General features: G+C 73.7%; 19 protein-coding genes. 8 read left to right on the top strand and 11 right to left on the bottom strand.

Translation table 11 applies throughout. The features are described 5' to 3' along the window. Positions 1 to 2 precede the first annotated feature (2 nt). Together C1N71_RS03600 and C1N71_RS03595 are read right to left on the bottom strand one after the other, a co-directional pair. Entirely contained in the window at positions 3 to 1,247 is a 1,245-nt protein-coding gene (locus C1N71_RS03600; RefSeq protein ID WP_175414081.1) for a class I SAM-dependent RNA methyltransferase, read from the bottom strand. A gap of 40 nt (positions 1,248 to 1,287) precedes the next feature. After that, positions 1,288 to 2,712 (bottom strand): dihydrolipoyl dehydrogenase family protein, encoded by a 1,425-nt coding sequence (locus C1N71_RS03595; protein WP_137755163.1) that lies wholly within the window; start codon positions 2,710 to 2,712, stop codon positions 1,288 to 1,290. A 62-nt stretch (positions 2,713 to 2,774) separates the two neighbouring features. Between C1N71_RS03595 and C1N71_RS03590 the strand changes: the two genes are divergently transcribed. Beyond that, positions 2,775 to 3,410, top strand: coding sequence for a Maf family protein (locus C1N71_RS03590; protein ID WP_137755162.1), 636 nt, complete (start codon positions 2,775 to 2,777; stop codon positions 3,408 to 3,410). 49 nt (positions 3,411 to 3,459) lie between these two features. Here C1N71_RS03590 and C1N71_RS03585 read toward each other — a convergent pair whose 3' ends face one another. The 4 genes from C1N71_RS03585 to C1N71_RS03570 all read right to left on the bottom strand — a co-directional run bounded on the left by C1N71_RS03585 (position 3,460) and on the right by C1N71_RS03570 (position 9,385). Beyond that, complete coding sequence (locus tag C1N71_RS03585; protein WP_137755161.1) at positions 3,460 to 4,803, bottom strand: cell wall-binding repeat-containing protein; 1,344 nt, start codon at positions 4,801 to 4,803, stop codon at positions 3,460 to 3,462. Between the two features lie 204 nt (positions 4,804 to 5,007). Then, positions 5,008 to 7,074 (bottom strand): ABC transporter ATP-binding protein, encoded by a 2,067-nt coding sequence (locus tag C1N71_RS03580; protein ID WP_137755160.1) that lies wholly within the window; start codon positions 7,072 to 7,074, stop codon positions 5,008 to 5,010. A gap of 2 nt (positions 7,075 to 7,076) precedes the next feature. Next, positions 7,077 to 8,807, bottom strand: a complete 1,731-nt coding sequence (locus C1N71_RS03575; RefSeq protein WP_137755159.1) for an ABC transporter ATP-binding protein — start codon at positions 8,805 to 8,807, stop codon at positions 7,077 to 7,079. Further along, the gene (locus tag C1N71_RS03570) at positions 8,804 to 9,385 is read right to left on the bottom strand and encodes a TetR/AcrR family transcriptional regulator (protein WP_137755158.1); all 582 of its coding nucleotides are present in this window, start codon (positions 9,383 to 9,385) and stop codon (positions 8,804 to 8,806) included. Before C1N71_RS03570 ends, C1N71_RS03575 begins: the two co-directional genes overlap by 4 nt. A 147-nt stretch (positions 9,386 to 9,532) precedes the next feature. Between C1N71_RS03570 and C1N71_RS03565 the strand changes: the two genes are divergently transcribed. Continuing rightward, the gene (locus C1N71_RS03565) at positions 9,533 to 11,308 is read left to right on the top strand and encodes an acetyl/propionyl/methylcrotonyl-CoA carboxylase subunit alpha (RefSeq protein ID WP_137755157.1); all 1,776 of its coding nucleotides are present in this window, start codon (positions 9,533 to 9,535) and stop codon (positions 11,306 to 11,308) included. Positions 11,309 to 11,625: 317 nt separating this feature from the next. Here the strand turns inward: C1N71_RS03565 and C1N71_RS03560 are convergent, their stop codons facing one another. After that, positions 11,626 to 12,951: an endonuclease domain-containing protein gene (locus C1N71_RS03560; RefSeq protein ID WP_137755156.1), complete on the bottom strand. Its 1,326-nt coding sequence runs from the start codon at positions 12,949 to 12,951 to the stop codon at positions 11,626 to 11,628. Then, positions 12,896 to 14,164, bottom strand: a complete 1,269-nt coding sequence (locus tag C1N71_RS03555; RefSeq protein WP_137755155.1) for a DUF6596 domain-containing protein — start codon at positions 14,162 to 14,164, stop codon at positions 12,896 to 12,898. The genes C1N71_RS03560 and C1N71_RS03555 overlap by 56 nt, the downstream gene beginning before the upstream one ends. Before the next feature lie 49 nt (positions 14,165 to 14,213). Here C1N71_RS03555 and C1N71_RS14875 point away from each other — a divergent pair, with 49 nt between their 5' ends. Next, positions 14,214 to 14,369, top strand: a complete 156-nt coding sequence (locus C1N71_RS14875; RefSeq protein ID WP_175414080.1) for a hypothetical protein — start codon at positions 14,214 to 14,216, stop codon at positions 14,367 to 14,369. A 25-nt stretch (positions 14,370 to 14,394) separates the two neighbouring features. Here C1N71_RS14875 and C1N71_RS03550 read toward each other — a convergent pair whose 3' ends face one another. Together C1N71_RS03550 and C1N71_RS03545 are read right to left on the bottom strand one after the other, a co-directional pair. After that, entirely contained in the window at positions 14,395 to 14,778 is a 384-nt protein-coding gene (locus tag C1N71_RS03550) for a YciI family protein (protein WP_137755154.1), read from the bottom strand. A gap of 111 nt (positions 14,779 to 14,889) precedes the next feature. After that, the gene (locus C1N71_RS03545) at positions 14,890 to 15,546 is read right to left on the bottom strand and encodes a M15 family metallopeptidase (RefSeq protein ID WP_137755153.1); all 657 of its coding nucleotides are present in this window, start codon (positions 15,544 to 15,546) and stop codon (positions 14,890 to 14,892) included. 87 nt (positions 15,547 to 15,633) lie between these two features. Here C1N71_RS03545 and C1N71_RS03540 point away from each other — a divergent pair, with 87 nt between their 5' ends. The 3 genes from C1N71_RS03540 to C1N71_RS03530 all read left to right on the top strand — a co-directional run bounded on the left by C1N71_RS03540 (position 15,634) and on the right by C1N71_RS03530 (position 18,003). Beyond that, a complete protein-coding gene (locus tag C1N71_RS03540; RefSeq protein WP_137755152.1) occupies positions 15,634 to 16,332 on the top strand; it encodes a response regulator transcription factor in 699 nt (232 codons plus the stop codon). After that, positions 16,313 to 17,398 (top strand): sensor histidine kinase, encoded by a 1,086-nt coding sequence (locus tag C1N71_RS03535; RefSeq protein ID WP_137755151.1) that lies wholly within the window; start codon positions 16,313 to 16,315, stop codon positions 17,396 to 17,398. Before C1N71_RS03540 ends, C1N71_RS03535 begins: the two co-directional genes overlap by 20 nt. A gap of 68 nt (positions 17,399 to 17,466) precedes the next feature. Beyond that, positions 17,467 to 18,003, top strand: a complete 537-nt coding sequence (locus tag C1N71_RS03530) for an MOSC domain-containing protein (RefSeq protein ID WP_137755150.1) — start codon at positions 17,467 to 17,469, stop codon at positions 18,001 to 18,003. Between the two features lie 28 nt (positions 18,004 to 18,031). On the opposite strand, the gene C1N71_RS03525 is transcribed toward C1N71_RS03530, so the two are convergent. Then, entirely contained in the window at positions 18,032 to 19,462 is a 1,431-nt protein-coding gene (locus C1N71_RS03525; RefSeq protein ID WP_441297163.1) for an NAD(P)H-quinone dehydrogenase, read from the bottom strand. An 86-nt stretch (positions 19,463 to 19,548) separates the two neighbouring features. On the opposite strand from C1N71_RS03525, the gene C1N71_RS03520 reads away from it, so the two are divergent. Both C1N71_RS03520 and C1N71_RS03515 read left to right on the top strand, forming a co-directional pair. Further along, positions 19,549 to 20,382, top strand: coding sequence for a purine-nucleoside phosphorylase (locus C1N71_RS03520; RefSeq protein ID WP_137755149.1), 834 nt, complete (start codon positions 19,549 to 19,551; stop codon positions 20,380 to 20,382). After that, entirely contained in the window at positions 20,379 to 22,028 is a 1,650-nt protein-coding gene (locus C1N71_RS03515) for a phospho-sugar mutase (RefSeq protein WP_137755148.1), read from the top strand. The genes C1N71_RS03520 and C1N71_RS03515 overlap by 4 nt, the downstream gene beginning before the upstream one ends. The last annotated feature ends 273 nt before the right edge of the window (positions 22,029 to 22,301 follow it).

Raw genomic sequence — 22,301 nt, 5'->3', positions numbered from 1 at the left:
CGTCAGCCGCGCGTGAACCTCGCCACGCACTCGACGTGGTGGGTGTGCGGGAAGAGGTCGAACGCCTCGAGCGGGCCGAGGTCGTAGCCGGCGTCGACGAGCAGGCGCGCGTCGCGGGCGAACGCGACGGGATCGCAGGCGACGTAGACGACCTGGCTCGGCGCGAGCTCGACGAGCGACGCGATCGTCTCGCCGCCGGCGCCGGCGCGCGGCGGGTCCAGCACGACGGTCGCGGCGCGCAGGCGGTCGCGCTCCGCGGCGGACGCCTCGCGGACCGTGTCGCGCAGGAAGCGGTCGACCTTCGCGGTGATCGCGAGCGCGCCGACCCATTCTGCGAGGTTCTCCGCCGCGTGGTCGGTGGCGACCTCGTCGGACTCGACGCTCGTCATCCGCGCCTGCGGCCCGAGCACGTCGCCGAGGGCGGTCGCGAGGAGGCCGACGCCGCCGTAGAGGTCGAGGTTCGCGGCCTTCGGGTCGATGCGCGTCACGTCGATCGCCCGGCGCACCGCGTCGACGAGCACGCCCGGTGCCTCGCGGTGCACCTGCCAGAAGCCTGCGCGGTCGACCTGCAGCTCACGCTCGCCCACCCGCTCGAGGACGGTGTCGGTGCGGCCGCGCACCGGGTCGCCCTCGGTCGCGATGACGTCGACCGAGCCGTCGCCGCGCTGCACGTAGTCGACCCGCGACGCGCCAGGCAGCCGCAGGTCGAGCTGCGCCTGGTCCTGGATGCCCTCGGTCGCGAGCGGCAGGCTCGTCACGGGCACGACGGTGTGGCTGCGGGCGGCGAACGGTCCCTGGCGCCCCGAGTCGTCGACGTGGAGCGTGACGCGCGTGCGCCAGCCGAGGCCGCCGCGAGCGTCGTCGCCGGGCGCCGCCTGCACGGGCACGTCGCGTTCGATGCGACCGGTGCGGCGCAGCGCATCCTCGACGACGCGCTGCTTCAACGCACGCTGCGCGGGCAGGCGCACGTGGCCGAGCTCGGCGCCGCCTGCACGCCGCTCGGGCGCGCGATCGATCGACGCCTCCGGCCACACGTGCGGCACGCGGTCGGGTGACGCCTCGAGCACCTCGAGCGTCTCGCCGCGCCCGAAGCTCCTCTTCAGCTCCGTGACGCGCACGCGCACCGTCTCGCCGGGGAGCGCGTCGGGCACGAAGAGCACGCGCCCCTCGTGCCTGCCGACGAAGACGCCGCCGTGGGCGACGTTGTCGATCGTGAGTGCGAGCTCGTCTCCGCGCTGGATGGGCATCCCCCGATCCTCCCACGCGTGTCGTGCGCTCGCTCCCCGCTCAGCGCTCGCGGCGCTGCCGTCGGAGGTCCTCGACGACGCGCAGCCAGATCTCGCTCGCCGTCGGGTACGAGGGCACGGCGTGCCACAGCCGTGCCGTCGGCACCTGGGCGGCGACCGCGACCGTCGCGGCGTGCAGCAGCTCGGCGACGCCGTGCCCCACGAGCGTCGCGCCGACGAGCACGTCGCGATCGGCGTCGACCACGACCACGACGCGGCCGCCGGCGTCGTCGCGCGCGAGGGACGTGCCCGCGACGGCGAGGTCGATCGCGACGCGCTCGACGCGGATCCCCCGCTCCTCCGCCTCCGCCTGCGTCAGGCCGACCGCCGCGACCTCGGGATCGGTGAAGACGACCTGCGTGAGCGGATCGTCGTCCACGCCGACGACCTCGTCGGCGCGGCCGCCGTCGGCGACGCGGCCGATGACCTCGCCGGCGATGCGCGCCTCGTGCTTGCCCATGTGCGTGAGCTGCCAGCGCCCGGCGACGTCGCCGGTCGCGTACAGCCAGCCCTCCGCGCCTGCGACGCGCTGCCGGCCGTCGACGACGATGCGATCGAGGCCGACCGCGTCGAGGCCGAGGTCGTCGGTCGCCGGGCGCCTGCCCGTCGCGACGAGGATCTCGTCGGTCACGAGCTCCGCTTGGTCGATCGTCGTCGTCACGGCGCCGCCGTGCACGTGCCCCGTGCCCGTCGCCTCGGGCGCGTGACGACGCACGCGCTGCACGTCGGCGTGCAGTCGCACGTCGACCCCCGCCTCGCGCAGCCCCGCCTCGACCGCCTCCGCGGCCTCGGGCTCGAGCCGTGCGAGCAGCCCGCCGCGCGCCGCGAGCGTCACGCGCGCGCCGAGCGCGGCGAGCCACGTCGCCGCCTCGCACGCGACGACGCCGCCGCCGACGACGAGGATCGAGCCGGGCACCTCGTGCATGGCGGTCGCGTCGCGCGAGCCCCACGGCATCGCGTCGGCGAGCCCGTCGATCGGCGGCGCCGTCGGCGTCGAGCCGGTCGCGAGCACGACGGCGTGACGCGCGACGAGCGTGCGGTCGCCGACGACGACCGTGCGCTCGCCCGTCAGGCGCCCCCGGCCGCGCACGACCTCGATGCCGACGCCCTCGGCCCACTCGACCTGCCCCGAGTCGTCCCAGCCGGAGGTGAAGGAGTCGCGCCTGGCGAGCACGGCGTCCACGTCGAGCGGCGCCTGCGGGCCGAGGCCGGGCATGTGCTGCGCGAGGGAGCGCACGGCCGGTGGCACGAGCAGCGCCTTGGACGGCATGCACGCCCAGTAGGAGCACTCGCCGCCCACGAGCTCGGCCTCGACGAGCGCCGCGGTGCGGTCCGATCCGGCGATCGCGTACTGCGCGGCGTTCTCGCCGACCGGTCCACCGCCGATCACGATCACGTCGTGGGTGGGGTCGGGGGTGGTCGTCATGCGCTCACGCTACGAGACGCCGGATGCGGGCGCGACCGGTTGCGCGGCTACCCTGGCGCACGATGCGCTTCCACCTCGCCTCCACCTCCCCCGCCCGACTCATGCTCATGCGGCAGGCCGGCATCGAGCCGGTGCTGCTCGCGAGCGAGGTCGACGAGGACCTCGCCGTCGCCGCGCACGAGGCCGAGCACGGGCCCGCCACCACGCCGAAGGTCGTGCAGCTGCTCGCTCGCGCCAAGGCCGAGGCCGTGCTGGGCCGCGAGCCGGAGGGGCGACCGATGCACGGGCTGCTGTTCGGCGGGGACTCGGCCCTCGAGCTCGACGGCGCGACGCTCGGCAAGCCCCACACGCCCGAGCGCGCCCGCGAGCGCTGGCGCGCGCAGCGCGGCCGCGAGGCCGTCCTGCACTCCGGGCACTGGCTCGTCCGCCTCGACGAGGGCCGCGTCGTCGGCGCCATCGGCGCGACGGTCGGCGCTCGGCTGCGGTTCGCCGACCTCGACGACGACGAGATCGACGCGTACGTCGCGACGGGCGAGCCGCTCGAGGTCGCCGGCGCCTTCACGATCGACTCGCTCGGCTCCGCGTACGTCGAGGAGATCCACGGAGACCCTTCGACCGTCATCGGCATGAGCATCCCGACCGTCCGTCGCCTCGCCCGCGAGCTCGGCGTGGCATGGCACGAGCTCTGGACGCGATGAGGCGCGTGAGGAGCGCGGTGCGGGCCGAGCCGGCCCGCACCGCGTCCGATCAGCAGGGCTGCGAGAGCGCCGCGTCCGAGACGACCGCCGTGCCGCCGATGGCGAGCACGCCGGCGGGCTCGATGGCGTCGATGCTCGCGGCGATGGGCGCCGGCAGGCAGGTCGGCGCCGTGAGCAGCAGCGGCATGCCCGACGAACCGGCCAGCACGCCGCCGGTCAGCGCGTCCGGGAAGCGCTCGCCCGACGCCAGCAGCGCGTAGGGGGCTTCGGAGAAGAACCCCGCCGTCTGCTGCGCGATGGCCGCGCTCGTCTCGTACCGGTTGGCACCCGAGATGCGGTACACGTCCGACGCGCCGTAGATGCCCTGCAGCTGCGCCTCGATGCCCGCGCTCACGGATGCGGTGCCTCCGACGACGATCGGGCCACCGGTGACGTGCTCCGAGAGCCACGTCGCGATGCTCGGCGGCAGCGACGCCGCCGAGCCCGGCACCAGGATCACGGGGATGCCGAGGTACGCGGCGATGCCTGCGACGGAGACCGCGTCGGGGAAGCGCTCGCCGGACACGATGAACGCCTGGGTGGACGTCGATCCGCCCTGCTGCGCGTAGAGCGCCTCCGCGAGCGCCTGCGAGGTCGCGTAGCGGTCGGGTCCCGAGATGCGGGTGCACGAGGTGATCTGGTCGGGCATCTGATCGCAGAGCCCCGGCGAGAGCGCAGCCGTGCCGCCGAGCAGCACGACGTTCGTGGCGCCGCTGTACTCGATCTCCTCTCGCACCGTCGACGGCAGCGAGTCCCGCTGCGAGAGCAGCAGCTCGGCGAACGGGTTCACCACCACGAGCGGAGTCGACGACAGCGCGTCGGGGAAGCTCTCGCCGTTCGCGATGAAGACCGTGTCGGCGCAGGCGCCGTAGTTCGTGTCGATGCCCACCTGCACCGAGGTCTCGTACCGGTTCGCACCCGAGATGCGGCCGCCGTCCGGGTAGACCGAGAAGCTGACGTCGTCGAGGCCGCCCGGCGACTCGATCGTCGCCCGGACGGCAGTGCGCCCCGGACCGACGTCGAACGTGACGGGTGCTCCCGTCGTCGTCTGCACCTCGGCGCCCACGACGTAGGTGACCGAGGTCTGTCCGACGTCCGGACCGGCGAGCGTGACGCTCGTCGGCGTCGTGGCGACGACGGCGTCGAAGTCGGCGAAGGCGGCGCAGAGCTCCGCGGCGGGCACGTCGACGCCCCCGTCGACGTCGTCCGGGGTGTCGCGCGCTGCGGTGGCTGCGGGAGCTCCGATGAGGACGCCGGCGAGCACCGCCATGCTCGTCGCGGAGGCGAGCGCGCCGGCTCGCAGGCCGGCGCGACGACGCGTGGGCGCCGTCCGGTCGAGGTGGATGGACGTCATCTGCGGCTCCCTTGCGCGGCCCGTTGGGCGAGGACGGCGGCGCGGGTGCGGCTCCGTGTCCGCAGCGTAGGTCCGGGTGCATCGGCCACGCCAGGACGATCCACAGCGCCCACAGGGCTACGACAGAGGTCGGGTGACGGGGCTCCGGTCCCGGACGCGGCGACGACGGGCGCGCGTGCCTCGCCGCGCCCGCCGATGCGCCGATCAGGTGTGCGGCTGCGTCGCGACGGAGCCCGTCGGCGCGTGCACGCCCTCCGTCTCCTCGAGGTCGACCGCCGCCTGCTGGAACTGCGCCTCGTAGAGCCTGCGGTACGCGCCGCGCCGGGCGAGCAGCTCGTCGTGCGTGCCCTGCTCGACGATGTCGCCGTGCTCCATGACGAGGATGAGGTCGGCGTCGCGGATCGTCGAGAGACGGTGCGCGATGACGAACGACGTGCGATCCTGCCGCAGCGCCGCCATCGCCTGCTGCAGCAGCAGCTCCGTGCGGGTGTCGACGCTCGACGTCGCCTCGTCGAGGATGAGCACCGACGGCTGCGCGAGGAAGGCACGCGCGATCGTGACGAGCTGCTTCTCGCCGGCCGAGAGGTTCGAGGCCTCCTCGTCGAGCACGGTGTCGTAGCCCTCCGGCAGCGACTGAACGAAGCGATCGACGAACGTCGCCCTCGCCGCCTGAAGGATCTCGTCCTCCGTCGCCTCCGGCCTGCCGTACGCGATGTTGTCGCGGATCGTGCCGCCGAAGAGCCAGGTGTCCTGCAGCACCATGCCGGTCTGCGCGCGCAGCGCGTCGCGGGTGAGCGTGCGCGTGTCGACGCCGTCGAGCGTGATGCGGCCGCCGTCGATCTCGTAGAACCGCATGAGCAGGTTGACGAGCGTCGTCTTGCCGGCACCCGTCGGCCCGACGATCGCGACCGTCTGCCCCGGCGCGACCGTGAGCGAGAGGTCGCCGATGAGCGGCTGCTCGGGGTCGTACGCGAACGCGACGTGCTCGAACGCCACCGCGCCGCTCGTCGCCTCGATGGTGCCGCCGTCCGCGTCCGACTCCTCGTCCTCCGCGTCGAGCAGCTCGAAGACGCGCTCCGCGCTCGCGGCGCCCGACTGCACCATCGTGAAGGTCTGGCCGAGCTGGCCGAGGTTCTGCGAGAACTGCTGCGAGTACTGGATGAAGGCCTGCACGTCGCCGACGCGGATCGAGCCGTTCGCGACGAAGAGGCCGCCGGCGACGGCGACGAGGACGTAGCCGACGTTGCCGACGAACGTCATGAGCGGGAAGACGAGACCCGAGAGGAACTGGGCCTTGAACGAGGCCTGGAAGACCGCCTCGTTCTCGGCCTGGAAGCGGTCGCGGACCTCGCGCTCCTTGCCGAAGACCTTGACGAGCGCGTGGCCGGTGAAGGACTCCTCGACGAGCCCGTTCAGGCGTCCCGTGCGCTTCCACTGCTCCGCGAACAGCCCCTGCGCCCGGCCCATGACGAGTCCGAGGATGATGCCCGTCAGCGGCACGGAGATGAGCGCGATGAGCGCGAGCCAGACGTTGATCGTCAGCATCATGACGAGCACGCCGACGATCGTGAGGACGCCCGTGACGATCTGCGAGAGCGTCTGGCTCATCGACTGGCCGACGTTGTCGAGGTCGTTCGTGACGCGCGAGAGCAGCTCGCCGCGCTGCATCGAGTCGTAGTAGCGCAGCGGCAGGCGGTGCACCTTGTCCTCGACCGCGGCGCGAAGACCCGCGACCGTGCGCTGCACGACGCGGTTCACGAAGTAGCCCTGCACCCACTGGAAGAGGCTCGCGACGACGTAGAGGGCCAGCACGAGCATGAGCACCTGGCTCAGCGCGCCGAAGTCGATCCCCGCGCCGACGGTGAAGCCGTCCATGTTCGCGATGATGTTCGCGACGTCATCCTGCCCCTGCTGGCGCAGCAGCGCGACGACGTCGGCCTGCGACGTGCCGGCGGGCACGCCCTGCGCCCCCAGCGTCTGCTGCACGAGGCCCTGCACGATGAGGTTCGTGCCCTCGGCGAGCACCCGCGGCGCGATCACGTTGAGCACGATGCCCGCCGAGCCGACGAGGAAGACGAGCGCCAGCAGCGCCTTGAAGGGCGCGAGCAGCCCCAGCAGCCGCCGCAGCGTCGGCAGCAGCGCCTTCGCCTTGCCGGGAGGCGCCTCCCAGTCGTCGGCCCCGCGCCGGGCGGCCTCCGCCTGCTCGGCCTCGAGGCGCTCCTCCTCCGTGAGCTCCCGCTCGACGACGGGCTCCTGCTTCCTGCGTGCCATCGTCAGACCTCCACGGCCATCTGCGAGTCGACGATCTCGCGGTAGGTCTCGTTCGTCTCGAGGAGCTCGTCGTGCGTGCCGAGGCCGACGACGCGCCCGTCGTCGAGCACGACGATGCGGTCGGCGTCGACGATCGTCGACACGCGCTGCGCGACGACGAGCCGGGTCACGCCGACCACGTCGGTCGCGAGCGCGGCGCGCAGGCGCGCGTCGGTCGACAGGTCGAGCGCGCTGAACGAGTCGTCGAAGACGAGGATCGGCGGACGCTTCACGAGCGCGCGGGCGATCGCGAGGCGCTGCCGCTGTCCGCCCGACACGTTCGTGCCCCCCTGGGCGATCGGGCTGTCGAGGCCGTGCTCCTTGGCACGTACGAAGTCCGCCGCCTGCGCGGTCTCGAGCGCCGCCCACAGCTCCTCGTCGGTCGCATCCTCCTTCCCGTAGCGGAGGTTCGAGGCGATCGTGCCCGAGAAGAGGTACGGCCTCTGCGGCACGAGGCCGATGGATGCCCACAGCGTCTGCTCGTCCGCGTCGCGCACGTCGACGCCGCCGACCGACACGGATCCGCTCGACACGTCGAACAGCCGCGGCACGAGGTTCACGACCGTCGTCTTGCCGGCTCCGGTCGAGCCGATGATCGCGACGGTCTCGCCGGGCTCGGCCAGGAAGGAGACGCCCTCCAGCACAGGCGTCTCGGCGCCCGGGTAGGTGAACGTGACGTCGTCGAAGACGATGCGTCCGCGCTCGGGCTGGTCGGTGCGCGCGGCGGTCGAGACGGCGACCGAGGGCTCCGCCTCGAGCACCTCCGTGATGCGACGGGCGCCGACCGCCGCCCTCGGGATCATCATCGTGAGGAACGTCGCCATCATGACGCCGAACAGGATCTGCATGAGGTACTGCAGGAACGCCATCATCGTGCCGACCTGCAGCGTGCCCGCGTCGACGAGCTGGGCGCCGAACCAGATCACCGCGACGCTCGACGCGTTCACGATGAGCATGACGAGCGGGAACGTGAGCACGAAGAGGTTGCCGGTGCGCAGCATGGCATCCGTCACGCCGTCGTTCGCGACCTGGAACCGTGCGCGCTCGCGCCGCTCCTGCACGAACGCGCGCACGACGCGGATGCCCGTGAGCTGCTCGCGCATGACCTGGTTCACGCGGTCGATGCGCTCCTGCAGCAGCACGAAGATCGGCACGAGCCGCGAGACGATGACGCCCATCACGAGCACCATGAGCGGCACGATGATCCAGATGAGCCGCGACAGCTCGGCGTCGGCGCGCACGGCCATGACGACGCCGCCGATCGCGAGCATCGGGGCGGACATGAGCATGGTGCAGCCCATGAGCGTCAGCATCTGCACCTGCTGCACGTCGTTCGTGGTGCGCGTGATGAGCGAGGCGGCGCCGAAGCGCTGCACGTCGCGCTCGGAGAACGACGAGACGCGCGCGAAGATGCGGGCGCGCAGGTCGCGCCCGGCCGTCATCGCGAGCCTTGCGCCGAAGAGGATCGCGAGCGCGTTCGCGACCACCTGGCCGAGGCTCATGAGCAGCATCTCGCCGCCGAGCCTCCAGATCGTGGCCGTGTCGCCCTGCAGCACGCCCTGGTCGATGATGTCCGCGTTGATCGTGGGCAGCATCAGCGAGAGCAGCGCCTGCGTGAGCTGGAACACGACGACGAGGACGAAGGCGATCCACGAGGTACGGATCGCGGCGGTGATGAGCCTCCACAGCCTCATGCGCGGAGCTCCTTCCTGGTGTCGGTGCGGGCGATCCCATGGAGCAGGATGCCGGTGACGTCGGACATGTCCATGGCGCTGCGCTCGCCCCAGCCCGTCGCGGCGGCGAAGGTGAGGGTGCGCAGCGCGTCGGCGGCGACGAGCGGGTCGACGGCGAGCTCGTCGGCGTGCTCGGCGAGGATCGCGGCGATGCGCTCGCGCAGCTCGTCGAAGCGCGGGTCGTCGCGACGACCCTCCGCCAGCAGCACCGGCCCCAGCGCGATCGCCATCTGGAAGAGGCTCGTGAAGCGGACCGTGAGCACGCCGGCGATCGCCGGGACCGTCGTCGCGAGGGTCTCGTCGGCGAGGTCGTCGAGGTCGGTGAGGTCGTAGGCGACCTCGGAGGCGCGATCGAAGAGGGCGCGCAGCAGCGAGTCCTTGTCGCCGAAGGAGCGGAACAGCGTGCCCTCCGCGACGCCCGCGGCGTCGGCGAGCTGCCTCGACGTGATGGATGCGCCGTGCTCGAGCACGGCGGGGACGATCGCGTCGAGGATCTGGACCTGACGGTCCTCGAGCGTCATGCGAGTCGGAGGTGCCACGGCCGATCACGCTACTGAGTGAGCACTCACTCCGCAACCGACGCGTCGGTGACGTCCGCGATCTGTGGACTTCGGCAACGGGATGCGGCTCGGCGTTGTCGATGCTCGCCGAGAGCGGGCATCCCTTCTCGCGTAGGCTCGGTGCTCATGCCGCGCATCACGAAGGTCCTCGTCGCCAACCGTGGCGAGATCGCCGTCCGAGTCATCCGAGCCGCGAGGGATGCGGGGATCGGCAGCGTCGCCGTCTACGCCGAGCCCGACCGCGACGCCCAGCACGTGCAGCTCGCCGACGAGGCGTACTCGCTGCACGGTGCGACGAGCGCCGAGTCGTACCTCGTGATCGACAAGATCCTCTCGGTCGCGCGCCGCGCGGGGGCGGACGCCGTGCATCCCGGCTACGGCTTCCTCGCCGAGAACGCCGACTTCGCGCGCGCCGTCATCGACGCCGGCATCACCTGGATCGGCCCGAGCCCCGACGCCATCGAGGCGCTCGGCGACAAGGTCTCCGCGCGGCACATCGCCGAGAAGGTCGGCGCTCCCCTCGCGCCCGGCACGCTCGAACCCGTCGCGACGGCCGACGAGGTCGTCGCATTCGCCGACGAGGTGGGCCTGCCCGTGGCGATCAAGGCGGCGTTCGGCGGTGGCGGCCGCGGGCTCAAGGTCGCGCGCACGCGGGAGGAGATCCCCGAGCTGTTCGACTCCGCGACCCGCGAGGCCGTCGCGGCGTTCGGCCGCGGCGAGTGCTTCGTCGAGAAGTACCTCGACCGACCGCGGCACGTCGAGACGCAGTGCCTCGCGGACGCCCACGGCAACGTGGTCGTCGTCTCGACGCGCGACTGCTCGCTGCAGCGCCGCCACCAGAAGCTCGTGGAGGAGGCGCCCGCGCCGTTCCTGAGCGACGAGCAGGTCGAGCGCCTCTACGCCTCGTCGAAGGCCATCCTCAAGGAGGTCGGCTACGTCGGCGCCGGCACATGCGAGTTCCTCGTCGGCCGCGACGGCACCATCTCCTTCCTCGAGGTGAACACGCGCCTCCAGGTCGAGCACCCCGTGTCCGAGGAGGTCACGGGCCTCGACCTCGTGCGCGAGCAGTTCCGGCTCGCCTCCGGCGGCGTCCTCGACTACCCGGACCCCGTCGTGCAGGGCCATGCATTCGAGTTCCGCATCAACGGCGAGGACCCGGGCGCCGGGTTCATCCCCGCCCCCGGCCCCGTGCGAGCGTTCATCCCGGCGACGGGACCGGGCGTGCGCGTCGACTCCGGCGTCGTCTCGGGCGACGTCATCGGTGGCCAGTTCGACTCGCTGCTCGCGAAGCTCGTCGTCACCGGCGCCACGCGCGAGGAGGCGCTCGAGCGCTCGCGTCGCGCGCTCGCCGAGTTCCGCGTCGAGGGCCTGCCCACCGTCCTGCCGTTCCACCGCGTCGTCGTCGACGACCCGGCGTTCGCGCCGGCGGACGGTGAGCCCTTCTCGGTCTACACGTCGTGGATCGAGACGGAGTTCGTGAACGAGATCCCCCGCTGGGGCGGCGAGGCCGGCGAGCTCGGCGGCCCCGAGGCGCGTCGCGAGGTCGTGGTCGAGGCCGACGGCAAGCGCATCGCGGTGTCGATGCCCGCGCGGCTCTTCCCCGAGACCGTCGCGACGAAGGGCCCCGCGCCGCGCCGCACGCGCATCGCGGCGGCGGGCGGCGCGACGGGCGGCACCATCGCATCGCCCATGCAGGCGACGGTCGTGAAGGTCGCCGTCGAGGAGGGGCAGAGCGTCGTCGCCGGCGACCTGCTCGTCGTGCTCGAGGCGATGAAGATGGAGCAGCCGATCGCGGCGCCCCGCGACGGCATCGTCACGTCGCTCGACGCACCCATCGGCACGACGATCTCGAGCGGCCACCGCCTCCTGGTCATCGCCGACGCGGACGCCGACGCGGCCTGACTCGCGCGCGGCGCCGCGTGGGCCGCGCGCCCGCCCCGTGCCGTCGCGCGCTGGTGCGTGTTGCGTTTCGCAGGCGATTCCGCCCCTCGAGGGAAGATCGCCCTCGAGAGCCGGGATCGCCTGCGAAACGCGACTCCCACGACCCTGAAGCCACGCTGACACGACGACGCCGCACGCGCGCGGACACGACGCGAACCCTGCGTTTCGCAGGCGATTCCGCCCCCCGAGGGAAGATCGCCCTCGAGAGCCGGGATCGCCTGCGAAACGCGTGCCGGGCGACGCAGGACCGACGCCGGGCGACGCGGCATGCGTCGAGGTCAGCGGGAGGAGCGATCCCGGTGGCGATCGGCGTCGACCGCTCGCATGATCGTGGCGAGGACGCGGTCCCAGTCGTGGAGTATCTCCGCGTAGGTGAAGCGCAGCACGTCGTAGCCGCGCAGCTGGAGCTCGCGATCCAGCCATCGATCGCGCGCGAACCCCTCGACGAGCGCGTGGTGCTCGCGGCCGTCGATCTCGACGATCAGCCGCTCCCCGACGAGGAAGTCGCGCCGCCCGAGGCCCTCGACGCGGAACTGCGGGATGGCGCGCACGCGCGCCGCGCGCAGCCGCCAGCGCACGATGCTCTCCCCTCCCGCATCCGCAGATCCGTCGACGACGGTCGCGAGCTCGCGCCCCCTCGCCGAGTCGGACAGGACGCGTCGAAGCCATCCGAGCGAGCAGCGACCCTGGCGCACGGCGCTGTCGAGCACCGCGAGCGCCAGGTCGGGCGGCTGGCATTCGGCGACGTGCACGAGCACGTCTCGCAGCGGTTGGCGCGCCATCGTCGGCGCAGCGGTGCGGGCGCGCCAGTGCACGACGACGGTCGGATCGTGATGCGCGGGCGGCGCACCTTCCTGCCGAGGATTCAGCCGCGACCCGTTGCCAGGCACGGCGACGTGCAGGCGGCCGTCGTCCACCGTCCAGAGGCCGAGGGCGCGTGCGGCGGTGATGCAGGTCGCCTGTCCGCGGACGCGCACGGCGGCGACCGCGTCCGCGTCCGCGTCCGGCACCGCGCACCATCCGCGCCGGACCTTGCGGAGGCCGCCTCGCCGCCGAGCCTCAACCACGTCAGCGCGGCCGAAGCCGCGAGCGCGGAGCTGCTCGAGGCTCGCGATGCCCCCGAGTCGCCCGACCGTCTGCTCGACATCCATCCCCCGAGCGTCGACGACGCATGCGCTGGAGGTGCGGCAGGCGCCGCCGATCGTGGACGACGTCCGACGCAGCCCATCTGTTCGGGACGCGCACCCCGCGTCTCGGTCGGCAGCGACGACGGTCGCACCCCAGCACCACGATCCTGAGCCTTCGCGTTTCGCAGGCGATCCCGGGGTTCGAGGGAAGATCGCCCTCATGAGGCGAGATCGCCTGCGAAGCGCAAAGCCTGCGATCGATTGAACTCGCAGGACCACACCCCTTCGGTCGCGTTTCGCAGGCGATCCCGGCTTCGAGGGATGATCGCGCTCATGAGGCGGAATCGCCTGCGAAACGCAAAGCGCGCGGGTCGAGAGTCGGGGATGGGCGGCGGCCAGGACGCCCGCCTGGGCGCGCGCGTCAGCCCTGGGCGCGGCTCGCGCAGAAGGCTCGGACCGGGTCCGAGGCGACGGCATCGTCGGCGAGGCGCACCGCGAGGGCGCGGTAGCGCGCGGCGGCGTCGGGCGCGCGCGTGCGCCACGCGAGGTCTGCGAGCACGAGGTCGACGTCGCGCCCCGTCGCCCGCGCGCCGTCGTCGAGCGCGGCGACCTGCTCGCGGATGCGGGCCATCCCGTCCGGCTCGGTCGACAGCCGTCCGTCCGATGCGTCGCGGATGCCCGCGGCGACGAGCAGCGCGTACGCCTCGGCGACGAGCCGCGCGAGCGTCGCCGAGCGAGCCGGCCAGCGCGCCTCGACGGCGCGGTGCAGGCGCGCGACGCGCGGCCACGGCACGTCCCACGCCGCGGGCGCCGCGGAGTGGAGCGCCGCGATGCGCGCCTCGAGCGCGAAGCGCCCGGGATCCTCGCCGGCGAGCTCCGACGCCGCGAGCGCGTCGCCGATGCCGAGCGCGAGGCGCCGCGCATCCCAGCCGCGTCGGTCGACCGCCTCGGGCGCCACGGCGACGCCGTCGACGACGCGGCCTGGCCGGCGCGCGAGCGCGAGGCGGGCGATGGCGAGCACGGCGCGCGCCTCCGCGTCGTCGGTCCGCTCGCGCACGAGCGCCTCGGCGATGCGCTCGGCATGCGCGACGAGATCCCCGACGGCGTCGGCGGGCTCGGGCACGAGCCGCTGCCCGATCGCGACGAGCCCGTGCACGCAGTCGAGCACGACCGGCATGCGGCGCTCGCGCTGCTCGCCCGTCGGCACGTGGAACGCCCCGCGCTCCTCGGCGAGCAGCCGCTTCGCACGGGTGAGCCGCGCCGCCGCGGCACCGCGCTCGAGCCCGAGGTGCGCGGCGATCGCATCCACGTCGACGCCGAGCACGAGCCGCATCGCGAGCACCATGCGCGAGACGGGTGGCAGCAGCTCGTCGCACGCGACGAGGAGCAGCGCGACCCGGTCGTCGATGGCCGACATCCGCGCGCCCTCCGTCGTCGCGTCGTGCAGCGCCGGCAGGTGGACGCGCTCCGTCGCCCGCCGCCTCGCCGCGTCGATCGCGGCGCGGCGGCCGACCGCGATGCACCATCCGACGAGGGATGCCGGCGGCCCGGACTGCGCCGCGGCGCGCGCGAACGCCTCCGCGGCGAGCTCCTCGCCCTCGTCGATCGACCCGGTCGCGGCCGCGAGCGCCCGCACGACCTGCGGCCACGCCTCCTGGAACGCGGCGGGTTCGATGCGGGCGTCGTCCATGGTCCGCATCGTCCCAGCCCGCGGCGATGCGGGCCGGTAGGCTGGGCCCATGCACCTCGTCGCCGAAGCATCGCATCTCGACGCCACCGTGAACCCGGCCGATCCGTTCACGGCCGTCATCCTCGTCGCGTGCGGCCTCGGCGCCGTCGCGATGGTCGCGCTCGTGGGCGTGGCGCTCGCGACGCTCTTCGGTCGCGCCGACTGATCCGGCCGCGCCGCTGCGCGCCCGATCACCCCATCGGGAAGACGCGGCGCCACTCGACGTGCCCACCGGTGGGCACATGCGCGGCGATGCGCCGCGCGACGTCCTCGTCGTCGACCTCGATGAGGTAGAAGCCCGTGACGACCTCCGTGAGCTCGGGGTTCGCGCCGTCGGTGAAGACGGCGTCCTCCTCCCGACGCCCCGGGCCGCCCGGCGTCACGCGCCCGCCGTACCGGGCGTGCTGCAGCGCCTGGCCGCCGACGACGGTGCCGCCGAGCTCGCGCACGCGCTCCTCGAAGGCGGTGAACTCGCCGAAGTCCTCGCCGAGCGCGTCGGCCGTCCCGCCGTCGGCGGGGAGGTAGGCGTCGCTGTCCCAGTCGGGCTCGTGGATGAAGTACGCGTACGTCGTCATGGCGGTTCTCCTCGTCTCTCCGGTGGCACGGTGCCACATCTCGGAGACGGATGGGGGCGGCGCGATTCGACACGCGCGGATCGTCGTGCGGATCCCGGGCGTGTCGCACTGTCAGTGCGCGGCGGTGGGATCGGTCGCCATCGGCGGGCACGTGCCGTCGGCGGCCGCCTCGGGGCGCAGCTCGAAGTGCCACGACTCGTTCGCGTACGTCTGGCACAGCCCCCACGCCCAGCCGTGGCCGCCGAGCCACGACGCCCCGTCGAGGTCGCCGACGTCGACGGCGTCGCCCGTGACGTGCGCCGACTCGTCGGGCGTCGACACCCAGCGCGCGGCCTCCTCCGCCGAGCCGTAGGTGACGATGGCCTCGTCGAGCATCGCCTGCTGCAGCGCCGCCGACCGCCAGCCGGAGTTCACGACGATCTCGAAGCCCTCCGCCGCCGCCGCGTCGGTGGCCGCGCGGAGGGCCGACAGCAGCGCGGGATCGAGCCGCGAGACGGCGGGGACGTCGGCGTGCGGCGACACGGGGCCGCCGGGCAGCAGCCCGTCGTCGACGCCGGGCACGGAGGAGTCGGATGCCGCGCCCGGCTCGGATGCGGCGGGCGGCAGCCCGCGATCGCCCGCGACCGACGACGTCGGTGCGGCGACCGCGGCGAGCATCCACTGCAGGGCGGGCGGCACGGCGCAGGTCGCGAGCGCGACGACGACGAGGCAGCCGACGACGAGGGCGAGGCGACGACGGCGACGGAGGACTGGGGCGGCGGTGCTCATGCCTCGAGCACACCGTGCGGGCCGTTGCGAGAGCGTCTCGGATTCTCGATACGCCGGCGATACCTGCCGATCCGTACGATCGGGAGCATGCGCGTCCTGGTCGTCGAGGACGAGCCCTACCTCGCGGACGCGATCCGCGACGGCCTGCGGCTCGAGGCGATCGCGGCCGACGTCGCGCTCGACGGCCACGCGGCGCTCGAGCTGCTCGCGCTCACGACCTACGACGTCGCGGTGCTCGACCGCGACGTGCCGGGCATCTCGGGCGAGGCGATCGCGCGCAGCATCGTCGAGGGCGGCTCGGGCACGCCCATCCTCATGCTCACGGCCGCGGATCGACTCGACGACAAGGCGTCGGGGTTCGAGCTCGGGGCCGACGACTACGTGACGAAGCCGTTCGCGATGCGCGAGCTCGTGCTGCGCCTGCGCGCCCTCGATCGGCGGCGTGCGCGGCGGCGACCGCCCGTGCGCGAGATCGCGGGGCTGCGGCTCGACCCGTTCCGACGCGAGGTGCATCGCGACGGCCGCTACGTGGCCCTCACGCGCAAGCAGTTCGCGGTGCTCGAGGTGCTCGTGGATGCGGCGGGCGGCGTGGTGAGCGCGGAGGAGCTGCTCGAGCGCGCGTGGGACGAGCACGCGGATCCGTTCACGAACGCCGTGCGCATCACGGTGTCGACGTTGCGGAAGCGGCTGGGCGAGCCGTGGATCGTGCGCACGGTGCCCGGCGTCGGCTACCGCATCGCCGAGGCGGACGAGGCCGAGGGGACGGATGCCGACGCGTCGGCGTGAGGGGGCGAGCGTGCGCGTGCGCCTCGCGCTCAGCTACGCCGCCGTCGTCGTCGGCACGGGCGCGCTGCTGCTGGCGGTCGTCGCCGTCTTCCTGCTGCGCTACGTGCCCGCCGGCCCCATCGACGCGGCGAGCGGATTCGTGCCGAACCGCGGCGACCTCGTGCGCGCGTTCACGCCGGCGGCGGCGCTCGCGATGGGCGTGCTGCTCGTCGTCGGCGTCGTGGGCGGCTGGCTGCTCGCGGGCCGGATGCTCGCGCCGCTCGACCGCATCGGCGAGGCGGCAAGGCTCGCGACGCAGGGATCGCTGCAGCACCGCATCCGCCTGCCTGGTCGTCGTGACGAGCTGCGCGACCTGGCCGACGCGTTCGACGGCATGCTCGATCGGCTCGAGGCGCACGTGTCCGAGCAGGAGCGCTTCGCCGCCAACGCGTCGCACGAGCTGCGCACGCCGCTCGCGACGATGCAGGCGATGCTCGACGTCGCCCGCGCGACGCCGGAGGAGGACGTGCCGGCGCTGCTCGAGCGGCTGCACGCCGTGAACGCGCGCGCGATCGACCTCACCGAGTCGCTGCTGCTGCTCGCGCGCGCCGACGGCCGCGCGTTCGCGCGCGAGCGGGTCGACCTGTCGCTCGCAGCGGAGGATGCGGTCGAGACGCTGCTGCCGCGCGCCGAGGCCCGCAGCATCGCCGTCGACGCCGCGACGGCGCCCGCGGTCGTCGTGGGATCGCCGACGCTGCTGCGCCAGCTCGCGGCGAACCTCGTCGAGAACGCCATCGTGCACAACCTCGACGCCGACGGCCGCATCCACGTGGGTACCGGGGAGCGCGACGGCGTCGCGTGGCTCGCGGTCGAGAGCACGGGCGAGCGCATCGATCCGGCCGATGCCGAGACGCTCGCGGAGCCGTTCCGGCGCGGGTCGACGCGCGTCCACGACCGCGGCGGCGTGGGGCTCGGCCTGGCGATCGTGCGCAGCATCGTCGCCGCGCACGATGGCGCGCTGGTGCTGCGCGCGCGGCCGGACGGCGGCCTGCGCGTCACGATCGAGCTGCCGAGGGTCGCGCGCTGACGCCGACGTCGACGCAGCCGGCGGCCGCGCGGTCGACGCGCTGCGGCGCCGCGCGGCATGCTGGGGGCATGCCCGATCCGTCCGTCGTCGCCGTCGCCCGCGACGACCGCCACCGCTTCTCGAAGCCGACGTGCGACGTCATCACGCTCGTCGCCGGCCACGGCGTGCTCGGCGACGCGCATGCGGGGCCGACGGTGCAGCATCGCTCGCGCGTGCGCCGCGATCCGACGCAGCCGAACCTCCGGCAGGTGCACCTCATCCACCGCGAGCTCTTCGACGAGGTCGATGCCGACGTCGCGCCCGGCGACCTCGGCGAGAACGTCACGACCACGGGGCTGGCACTGCTCGAGCTGCCGCGCGGCACGCGGCTGCACCTCGGCCCCGACGCGATCGTCGAGGTCACGGGGCTGCGGAACCCCTGCACGCAGATCGAGCGCCACGCGGCGGGTTTGCTGGCGCAGGTCGTCGGCCGCGACGACGACGGGCACGTCGTGCGCAGGACGGGCGTCATGGGCGTCGTCGTCGCAGGCGGCGACGTGCGGCCGGGCGACCCCATCGTGGTCGCGCTGCCCGACGGCGCGCATGAAGGGCTCGAGCCGGTCTGAGCCGCCCTCGAGCCGAGGTCGGCGCGGGTCAGTCGGCGACGCGGTGCATCGCGCGCGCCGCGTCGGCGATGGATCCCGTGAGCGACGGGTAGACCGGGAAGACGCGGGCGACCATGTCGACCGTGAGCCGGTGCTCGGCGGCCATCGCGATCGGGTAGATGAGCTCCGACGCCTTCGGCGCCACGACGACGCCGCCGATGACGGTGCCCGATCCCGTGCGCGCGAAGAGCTTCACGAACCCGTCGTCGATGCCCATCATCTTCGCGCGGGGGTTCGTCGACAGGTGCACGGTGTGGATCTCGCCCTGCGCGATGCCCTCCTCGATCTCCTTCGCCGTCCAGCCGACGGTCGCGATCTCGGGCTGGGTGAAGATGTTCGACGAGACCGTGCGCATCGAGATGGGATGCACGGCGTCGCCCAGCGCGTGGAACATCGCCGTGCGACCCTGCATCGAGGCGACGGAGGCGAGCGGCAACGCGTTCGAGCAGTCGCCGACGGCGTAGACGCTCGGCAGGTTCGTGCGGGCGACGCGGTTCACGAGAATGTGGCCGGAGTCGGCGAGCTGCACCCCCGCCTCCTCGAGGCCGATGCCCGACGTGTTCGGGATCGAGCCGACGGCCATGAGGCAGTGGCTGCCCTCGACCGTGCGACCGTCGGAGAGCGTGACGACGACGCCGTCGTCGCTGCGGTCGACGCTCGCGGCGCGCGACTTCGCCAGCAGGGTCATGCCCTGGCGCGTGAACACGTCCTCGATGACGGCCGCGGCGTCGGCATCCTCGCCGGGCAGCACCTGGTCGCGGCTCGACACGAGCGTGACCTTCGAGCCCATGTTCGAGTACGCGCTCGCGAACTCGGCGCCCGTGACGCCCGAGCCGACGACGATGAGGTGCTCCGGCACGTCCTCGAGGCCGTAGAGCTGGGTCCAGGTGAGGATGCGCTCGCCGTCGGGCATCGCCGTCGGCAGCATGCGTGGGCTCGCGCCGACCGACACGACGATCGTCTCCGCCTCGATCTCGTCGAAGTCCTCGCCCTTGCGTCCCGTCGAGACGGCCACGCACGTCGGCGAGACGAGGCGCCCCTCGCCCTGCACGATGTGCACGCCGGCGCGCTCGAGGTCGGCGGCCATGTCGAGCGACTGCTGCGCCGCGAGCGCCAGCAGCCTGCGGTTCACGGCGCGCAGGTTGACGGCGACCTCGGGCTTCGAGGGTCGGCCGGTCTCGCCGCGCGCGAAGAACTGCACGCCGAGGCCGGATGCGTCGCGGATGGCGGCGGCCGACTCGGCCGTGGCGATGAGGGACTTCGAGGGCACGACGTCGGTGAGGACCGCGGAGCCGCCGACGCCGACGCGCTCGACGAGCGTGACGTCGGCGCCGAGCTGCGCGCCCGTGAGCGCAGCCTCGTACCCGCCGGGTCCGCCGCCGACGATGACCACTCGCTGCTGCCGCTCGAACACGCTCACGCCTCCGATTCTCGCAGCATCCGGCTGCACACCGCGCCGCGCTCCGACGCGGCGGCCACCGGACGTCGATCGCCTATCGTGGCTGCATGACCCAGCACCCCCTCGACGTCGCGGGAGCCGACCCGATCCAGGTCGCCCGCGCAGCCGCCGACGACATCCGCCGCATCACGGGCGTCGACCGCCACGACATCGCCCTCACCCTGGGCTCGGGATGGGCGAAGGCCGCCGACCTCGTCGGCGAGACGACGCACACGATCGACGCCACCGACGTCACCGGCTTCTCGAAGCCCGCCCTCGAGGGCCACTCCGGCACGATCCGGTCGGTGCTGCTCGCCGACGGCCGCCGCGCCCTCGTCATCGGCGCGCGCACCCACTACTACGAGGGCCACGGCGTGCGCCGCGTGGTGCACTCGGTGCGCACGGCCGCCCAGACGGGTGCGGCGATCATGGTGCTGACGAACGGTGCCGGCGGGATCCGCGAGACGTGGACGCCCGGCCAGCCCGTGCTCATCTCCGACCACATCAACCTCACCGCCGACTCGCCGCTCGAGGGCGCGACGTTCGTCGACCTCACCGACCTGTACTCGCGGCGCCTGCGCGACGTGGCCCGCTCGGTGGATCCCAGCCTCGACGAGGGCGTGTACTGCCAGTTCCGCGGCCCCCACTACGAGACGCCCGCCGAGGTGCAGATGGCGAAGGCCATCGGCGGCCACATCGTGGGGATGTCGACGGCGCTCGAGGCGATCGCGGCGCGCGAGGCCGGCATGGAGGTCCTGGGCTTCTCGCTCGTGACGAACCTCGCCGCCGGCATCCAGCAGACGCCGCTCAGCCACGACGAGGTCATCGAGGCCGGCCGCGCGGCCGAGCCGGTCATCTCGCGGCTGCTCGCCGACGTCGTCGCCGCGACGGGTCGCGCATGACCCTGGACGCCGCGCGCGCGTGGCTCGCCCAGGACCCGGACCCGCTCACGCGCGACGAGCTCGCGCAGCGCATCGCCGACGCCGAGGCGGGCGACGCCGAGGCGCTCGCAGCGCTCGAGGACGCGTTCTCCGGTCGGCTGCAGTTCGGCACGGCCGGCCTGCGCGGCGAGATCGGCGCGGGCCCGAACCGCATGAACCGCGTGCTCGTGGGCCAGGCGACCGCCGGGTTCGCGCGCTTCCTCGTCGAGCGCGAGGACGCGCCGACGATCGTCGTCGGCTTCGACGGCCGCACGCGCTCCGACGTCTTCGCGCGCGACGTGGCCGAGATCATGGCGGGCGCCGGCGTGGCCGCGACGCTCCTGCCCCGTGCGCTGCCGACGCCCGTGCTCGCCTTCGCCGTGCGGCACCTCGGCGCGAGCGCCGGCGTCATGGTGACGGCGAGCCACAACCCGCCGCGCGACAACGGCTACAAGGTCTACCTCGGCGGCGCCGACGAGGGCAGCCAGATCGTGCCGCCCGTCGACGCGGCGATCGCCGACCGCATCGCGGCAGTCGCGGCGTCGACGACGTTCGACGCCCTCCCCCGCGGCGCGTACGCGACGGCGGGCGACGACGTCGAGCGCGCATACGTGCGTGCCACGGCGGCGATCGCCGGCTCCCCGGCCACCGAGCCGCCGACCGTCGTCTACTCGGCGATGCACGGCGTCGGCAGCGCGACGGTGCGCGCCGTCGTCGAGGCGGCCGGCTTCCCGCCGCTCGTCGAGGTGCCGGAGCAGGCGGAGCCCGACGGCCGCTTCCCGACCGTCGCCTTCCCGAACCCGGAGGAACCGGGCGCGATGGACCTCGCGTACGCGACGGCGGACGCCGCCGGCGCCGACCTCGTGCTCGTGAACGACCCCGACGCCGACCGGCTCTCCGTCGCCGTGCCCGATCCCGACCGCGAGGGCGGCTGGCGGCAGCTGACTGGCAACGAGGTCGGGCTGCTGCTCGGCTGGGACGCCGCGCGCGCCGCGCACGGGCAGGGCGCGCTCGCCGCATCCATCGTCTCCTCCCCCGGATTGCAGGTCATCGCCGAGGCGCACGGCCTCGACTTCTCGACGACCGCGACGGGCTTCAAGTGGATCTCGCGGGTGCCGGACCTCGTCTACGGCTACGAGGAGGCGCTCGGCTACCTCGTGAACCCGGGGACGGTGCGCGACAAGGACGGCATCTCGGCCCTCCTGCGCGTGCTGACGCTCGCGCACGAGCTGCACGCGCACGGCTCGTCGCTCGCCGACGAGCTCATCGCGCTCGCCGCCGAGTTCGGCGGCTTCGCGAGCGGCCAGGTGAGCCTGCGCGTCGCCGACCGCAGCCGCATCCCCGCCATCGTGCAGCGGCTGAAGGACGACCCGCCCGCGCAGCTCGCCGGCAGCGACGTCGTGGCGGCAGACGACCTCGCGCTGCCCGAGCACGGGGCGATCGGCGACATCCTGCGGCTCACGCTCGCCGACGGCGCGCGCATCATGGTGCGCCCGTCGGGCACGGAGCCGAAGGTGAAGGTGTACGTCGACGCGGTCTCGACGCAGGGCTCGCCGCACGAGCGCATCCATGCGGCCGAGGCGCGCGTCGAGGCGCTGAAGGAGGCGATGCGCCCGCTGCTCGACTGAGCGGCGGCGAGCGTCCCGGCGCGGCTCGCTGCGCTCGCACCTCACCGCGCGGTCCTGGGAGCATCCGATCGCAGCCGGCCCGCTCGACCGCTCCTTGAGGTGCGAGCGAAGCGAGCCTCGAAAGGAGCACCCCCAGGAGCGGCTCGCCTCGAGGCTCGCTGCGCTCGCGCCGCACCGAGCGGTGCTGGGAGCATCCCATCGCAGCCAGCCCGCTCGACCGCTCCTCGAGGTGCGAGCGGAGCGAGCCTCGAAAGGAGCACCCCCTGGCGCGGC

It is taken from the genome of Agrococcus sp. SGAir0287, assembly GCF_005484985.1.
Lineage (GTDB): Bacteria > Actinomycetota > Actinomycetes > Actinomycetales > Microbacteriaceae > Agrococcus.
The sequence above is the reverse complement of the archived record's forward strand: the minus strand, read 5'-3'. Positions and strand labels throughout refer to the sequence as shown.